The 5,365-nt window shown below is 68.3% G+C and carries 7 protein-coding genes; 3 read left to right on the top strand and 4 right to left on the bottom strand.

All coding sequences use genetic code 11. From position 1 onward, the window contains the following. Window positions 1–107: 107 nt before the first annotated feature. A complete protein-coding gene (locus BC793_RS48445) occupies window positions 108–491 on the bottom strand; it encodes an EAL domain-containing protein (RefSeq protein ID WP_109603406.1) in 384 nt (127 codons plus the stop codon). Between the two features lie 209 nt (window positions 492–700). Between BC793_RS48445 and BC793_RS52630 the strand changes: the two genes are divergently transcribed. Together BC793_RS52630 and BC793_RS48460 are read left to right on the top strand one after the other, a co-directional pair. Continuing rightward, the gene (locus tag BC793_RS52630) at window positions 701–1,195 is read left to right on the top strand and encodes an anthrone oxygenase family protein (RefSeq protein WP_275416553.1); all 495 of its coding nucleotides are present in this window, start codon (window positions 701–703) and stop codon (window positions 1,193–1,195) included. A 29-nt stretch (window positions 1,196–1,224) separates the two neighbouring features. After that, window positions 1,225–1,614 carry a hypothetical protein gene (locus BC793_RS48460; protein WP_203896697.1) on the top strand — a complete coding sequence of 130 codons (390 nt, stop codon included), beginning with the start codon at window positions 1,225–1,227 and terminating at the stop codon, window positions 1,612–1,614. A gap of 103 nt (window positions 1,615–1,717) precedes the next feature. Here the strand turns inward: BC793_RS48460 and BC793_RS48465 are convergent, their stop codons facing one another. From BC793_RS48465 to BC793_RS48475, 3 genes are all read right to left on the bottom strand, one after another. Next, a complete protein-coding gene (locus BC793_RS48465; RefSeq protein ID WP_109603407.1) occupies window positions 1,718–2,677 on the bottom strand; it encodes a DUF1963 domain-containing protein in 960 nt (319 codons plus the stop codon). A 141-nt stretch (window positions 2,678–2,818) separates the two neighbouring features. Then, complete coding sequence (locus tag BC793_RS48470; RefSeq protein ID WP_109603408.1) at window positions 2,819–3,892, bottom strand: hypothetical protein; 1,074 nt, start codon at window positions 3,890–3,892, stop codon at window positions 2,819–2,821. Between the two features lie 53 nt (window positions 3,893–3,945). Further along, on the bottom strand, window positions 3,946–4,287 hold the full coding sequence (locus BC793_RS48475; RefSeq protein ID WP_203896698.1) for a PadR family transcriptional regulator: 342 nt from the start codon (window positions 4,285–4,287) through the stop codon (window positions 3,946–3,948). Window positions 4,288–5,272: 985 nt separating this feature from the next. Between BC793_RS48475 and BC793_RS53010 the strand changes: the two genes are divergently transcribed. Next, the coding region (locus BC793_RS53010) for a helix-turn-helix domain-containing protein (RefSeq protein WP_146246824.1) at window positions 5,273–5,365 on the top strand (93 nt) is incomplete at its 3' end.

Below are 5,365 nucleotides of genomic sequence, written 5' to 3' on the forward strand. Positions count from 1 at the left end.
TCTTGGCCACCGCGGAAGTATCCACGGCCTCGGTCGTCATGGTCATCAGGTGCGTCTCCTTGATCAGGAGTTACACCGTTCTTTTTACAGTCCCGCGAGCTGGCCAGTCATGCGCTGCCGGTCCCGTTCGAGACCAGTCCCTGGCTGGTCTGTCCTCGTCTTTCGGCGGCGAGTAGGCCGTCGATGGACGCCGCTGGGGTTGGTCGGGCGAACAGATAGCCTTGCGCGGTCCGGCAGCCGAGTGCGCTCAGTGCGGCGCGCTGGTCGGCAGTCTCGACTCCTTCGGCGATGACATCGAGGCTCAGGGCGGCCGCGAGGCCGAGAATGGCCTGGACGAACGCCGGTTCGGCAGGGGCACTGTCCGGTGCGGGGCCGAGGGTGAAACTCCTATCGATCTTGAGGATGTCGACGGGAAGTCGTTGCAGGGACGCCATCGATGAGTAGCCGTTGCCGAAGTCGTCGACGGCGATGCGTAGCCCTGCGGTGCGCAAACGTAGGCGCCGTAGGCCTCGGGCACGGACGTGACGACGACCGCGTTCATTGCGGTCGCTTCGTCGACGATCTGTCCCGCCGTGATCGGGCCATCAGGGCGGCCTGCATCGGGTGGTGTTCCAGGCGCGGTGCGGCGATCAGACCCGCGTCGATGACGCCGTTCCATGTCAAGGGCTGCTCGCGGATGCCGGGATAAGTGAAAGATGTGGTGCCACATCGTCGGCGCCGCGCGCAGGACGGCTTGCGCCTCGGCGACGGCCGTCGAGGGCAGGGCGAGCGTCATCCGGCCCGCTTCGGCCTCTTGCAGCATCATCATCACGTTTCGCGGATAGGTCCCGCCGCCGCCGCGCGCGGCGGGCGATCAGCCGAGCGAGCTCGGCGTCCGCCCGGTCCTGCCGGTCCGCCGCCACAATCCTGCACCTGCGCCGCGACGGCAGGCGGGTGCTGCCCCTGGACGGCGGCGGCCTTCCTGCTCTACGCGGCCGCCTTGGCGATCACGATGGGCATCAGCGTGCCGCTCAACGAGGAACTCGCGGCAGCCGGAGACCCCGGCGCCATCAGCGATCCCGCTACGGGGCGGGCGGCGTACGAGGAAGTCTGGGTGCGCTGGAACCTGGTTCGTACGCTCGCCTCGACCGCCGCTCTGGCCTGCCTGGTCCGCGCACTATCGTGCACGCCCGGCCGGCCGGCCGGCCACGCCTGATCGACCGTCCCCTCGCCTGGAGATTCCCGATGACTGACGTTGCCGCCACACCCCTGGCCGATGGGCCCGGCGAGACCTACATCGGACTGGTCCTGATGTCCGGACTGTGCCTGGCGCCCATGATCATGCTGGGGCTGGGAGCCTGGGCCGCCTCGGGGAGCCGACGTGGGCGCCGCATCGCGGTGGGGATCAGTGTCGTGATCGTGCTGTTCTACGGACTGTCGGTGCTGGGCAGCCACTTCTCGTGGCCGGACCTACGGTTCCACGGCGAGATCGCCGACGCCGCCCTGCTGACCCTGCTCGCCTGCGGCGGCTTCCTGTCGCTGCCCTGGCTTCTCGCCTTCGGGGTCACCAAGTTCGTCAAACGCGGCACGCCGACACCCGAGTCCTCCGACCCGGAGTTGCCGTCGCAGCCCTAGCAATCCTTGTCATGATCTCGGCCGATGCCTCTGACATCGACCGTTCGCAACAGAGGTAACCCCGGATTCCTACCCGCCGCGACCGGTAGCAGAAGTCGCCGGTCTATTCGAGGAACGCGGTGAAAGACACGGCCTGGTCGAATCGGCGGGCGGCCAGATCCTCGATGCGAATCAGAAATCTGCCCCGGTAGACGTCGTCACCGGGATCGAACTGGACGAGCGGCAACCAGTCACGCCACACCCGGTGTAGTTCCTCCTCCAGCAGATAGTCCCTCCGCTCGGGCGTGATGACGGGATCACCGGCCTGCTCGCGGGCCTCGAGGTTCTCCTCCGCCATGATCAGGTCGGGAGTGGTGTAGAGGTGCTCGGTGTACATCTCCCCGATGCCCTTGGTGTAGCCGCCGAACTGGAATGCGGCGAAGGTACCGTCCGGCCAGAGGCGGCGTACCAGGGCGGACAGCTCCCGGCGATGCCGTAGGTGGCGCACCAACTGCTTCTGGAAGTCGGACAGATCTTCTTCCTTCTCCAGCCAACTGGGCAGGTGCGCATGGACGACGGCGAACAGGTCGTGCTGAGGGGCGATGAACTCACGCGTCGCGCAGAACATCGGTTCCGTGTGGTCCGGCTCGGCCGCCACCACGGTATCGATGCCGGCCGGCACGTAGACGATCCGTGCGTGATTCTGCTCCTCCACACGGTCGTACGTGCCGTAGGCGTCTTCGTGGTGCAGGAAGACGAGCAGTGAACCGTCGGGCGGCAGCGCGAGGCCGTCGACCTGCGGAAGTGCCGCGCAGTCGAAGGCGGCGACGAACGGCAAGGGCCCACTGGGGCCGGTCGGCCATTCCATGTCCACCGGCAGCGACGGCAGGCCACCGGCGCGGCCGACCAGAACATCAGTGATGTGCCCGGTCGGCAAGCCGTGCGGATGCCCGACGAGGGTGCCGTTGCTGAGGCGCTGGTTCGTCCAGATCGAGAATCGGAGGAGCTTGGCGAATCTTTCGATCTCGTCCTCGGGGATGCCCTGTCCGATCGCCGCGCGGCGCAGTTGTCCATATTGGTTCATGGCCGGATACGGTGCCAGATCGTCGTACGTGCAATGCCGTGGGGTTGGCGGGCCCCTGGCGCTTCGGGCCGGTCGAGGATGCCGCTGGAGCAGGCCGATCGCGTCGGCCTGACCAGCGGGTGGGCGCCTGCTTTGCTGTGTTCAGGCGATGCGGGAAGTGCCGGCGTTCCCGGTGCGCGGCCAGAGGCAGCTGATGATGATGGCCACGATCGGGACCACGGAGAGGATGGCCAGTGGCTGGGCCCCGAAGAAGACGAATCCGCCCCAGTACACCGACGGGCCGGTGCCGTGACGGTGGGTGCCGGCCAGTAGGGAGCCGGTGCTGGTCGGGATGTTGCCCAGGCATGCCGGGGTGAGCATCAGCAGCGTGGCGAGGCAGAGCCACGAGTATGCCCGCTGCCTGCCGGGGCCGTGGCGGCTCATGCGTTGCGCGGTGTAGAGGCCGAGCAGTGCGCCGAACAGGGCGCCGGCCAGGCCGCCGAGGATGGTGTCGCGCAGGTGGCCGGGAGGCTCGGCCCACATGAGGTCGACGCTCAGCGTGGCGGGGTTGACCTCATCAGCCGCGACCGCCAGCACCGTGGCCAGGTACCCGGCACGGGTGCCGGTCACCTCGACCTCGGCAGGGTGCGAGACCTGCGGTCCGGGCTGGGAGATGGTGGTGCGTACGTCGTGCCAGCCCTGTTCCCGCATGTGCTGCTGGACGGCAGCGGCAAGATCTCGGTTGCCGGCTTGCCGCGGCACGACGCCGCTGACGGTGGTCCGTCCGGCCCGTAGCCCGGTGCCGCCGTGGAGGCTGTTGTTGCTGTTCGGGTTCCAGAAGGTGTGCCGCCCGTACTGCGTGACCTCGTCGTCGACGGGGACCGGCAGGATCGTGCGTGCCAGGACCATCGCGGTGGTCTTGTCGGGCGCCATCGGGTCGACGCTGCGCCAGGCCAGCCACGACCCCAGCGCGATGCCGCTCAGGGTGCCGAGTACGGCGGCGATCGCCGCGACGACGACAGCCCGTCGTCCGAACTCCGCGACGCGCAGGCTGAGGCCGTGCCGGAGCAGATGGGCGACCTCGCGGGCGGGAGGCCGGGACCTGGTGGGGTCGGCGACGTCGAGCAGCGTCGCGAGGATCTCCGGGCCACGCTCACGGCGGTACGCCCGCGGGTAGGCGAACAGCCAGCGACGGTACCTGCGTTCCAGGCTCGTGGTGTCGGTGTCGTCGGGCATCGAGGTTCCTTCGATGGTCAGGGGATCGGCGGGGCGGTGACGAGCCGGGTCGGTCAGGCGGGCTTGGGGTTGCCGGCCGGGGCGGCTCTGCGCAGCCGTGCGGTGACCATCCGCGCGTCGCGCCGCATCTGCTCGGCCTCGGCGGCCAGCGCGGAGGCGCCCGGGATGGTGAGCCGGTAGTAGCGGCGGAGTCTGCCGTCGATGGTCTCCTCACGGTCGACCTCGATCAGGCCCTCGTCGGTGAGACGGTCGAGGGCGGCGTACAGCGTGCCGGCAGCCAGATGAACCGTTCCGCTGGACAACCGCGTCACTTCCCTGATCACCGCGTAGCCGTGCAGCGGGTCGACCGCGAGTGCCGACAGGATGAGAAAACTCGGTCGCCGCATGCTTGCCATGGCGATCAATATACAGTTGATCGTTCTATAAGCCAGCAGGTCAGCTGGCGGGACCGTGCATACGGAGACGTGCGTTTCCCGGCGGGCAGGGCGACCGGCTGATGCGTTTCCGGGCGCCGATCTCCGCGATCATGATGCCGTCAGCCTCCTGGCGTGCCGTGAGGTTGTCCTCCAGCATCGCGAGGCCCGGGGTGTCGTCCAGGTGATCAGTCGGGCGGTGCGGCATCGGTGCCGGCCGGCGCGGACGAACTCGCGCACGCCCCGGCCGCGAACCGCGAACTCATGACCCTGCTGAACCGATTCTGAGCTGATCCCCCTGTCTAGCAACAGGGCCACGACTGCTCGTTCATCACATCGGCGCGTACACCGCGTGACTGCTGTCCGAGAGCGGCCGCGCACGGGCGGCGGCAGATCCGGATGGTGGTAGCCACTGTGCCAGGATGAAGCATGGGTCATCAGCCCGAGCATGCAGAGTCGTTCGCCGACCTGGTCCGTACGGCGAAGTCGGATGGCTCCGACCGAGAGCTTGCTGCTGGGGTATGGCCGCGCCCTATCAGCGACGGCCGCTGGATTGACGATCGTGGGATCCATTGGCAGATCCGTGGGCGAGAGCTCGAACCCGCGGGTCCTCCGCTGCGACGCCTCCTGAAGCGCGCCGACCTCCGCGTGCTGCATGCCTACGGCGCCCACCCACGCGAGGTTTCCGGACGCGAAAGTGAAGCACTGCTAGAGCGAGTGGGGCGCTTCGCTGCCGGTGACGCTCCTGCCCACAGCGCCTTTCGGCTGGCGGAGTTCCGTAGTGACGATCGACAGGCCATGCTCGTCATCAGATTCCTTCCGTGGATACTGCGGCCTTCAGGCCGGGGAGGAAACGGAATGCCCTGCGGAGCAGGGCGGGGACAGTCGATTCGCCGGTACGGCGGATCGGTGTCAGGGCGGCTGGCCCGTCGCGGGGGTGGTCGTACGGGTGTTCTATCCTCTGTGGATGGTTGCGGGGGTGGAGCGTGGGTACCGGTACCGCTTCTATCCCACTGCGGCGCAGGACGTGCTGTTGACGCGGACGTTCGGGTGTGTGCGG

The sequence above is a fragment of the Actinoplanes xinjiangensis genome (assembly GCF_003148685.1).
GTDB lineage: Bacteria > Actinomycetota > Actinomycetes > Mycobacteriales > Micromonosporaceae > Actinoplanes > Actinoplanes xinjiangensis.

Coding starts and splice junctions, on each gene's coding strand:
- BC793_RS48460 (WP_203896697.1), top strand. CDS start 1,225: ATGACTGACGTTGCCGCCACACCCCTGGCCGATGGGCCCGGCGAGACC.
- BC793_RS48465 (WP_109603407.1), bottom strand. CDS start 2,677: ATGAACCAATATGGACAACTGCGCCGCGCGGCGATCGGACAGGGCATC.
- BC793_RS48470 (WP_109603408.1), bottom strand. CDS start 3,892: ATGCCCGACGACACCGACACCACGAGCCTGGAACGCAGGTACCGTCGC.
- BC793_RS48475 (WP_203896698.1), bottom strand. CDS start 4,287: ATGGCAAGCATGCGGCGACCGAGTTTTCTCATCCTGTCGGCACTCGCG.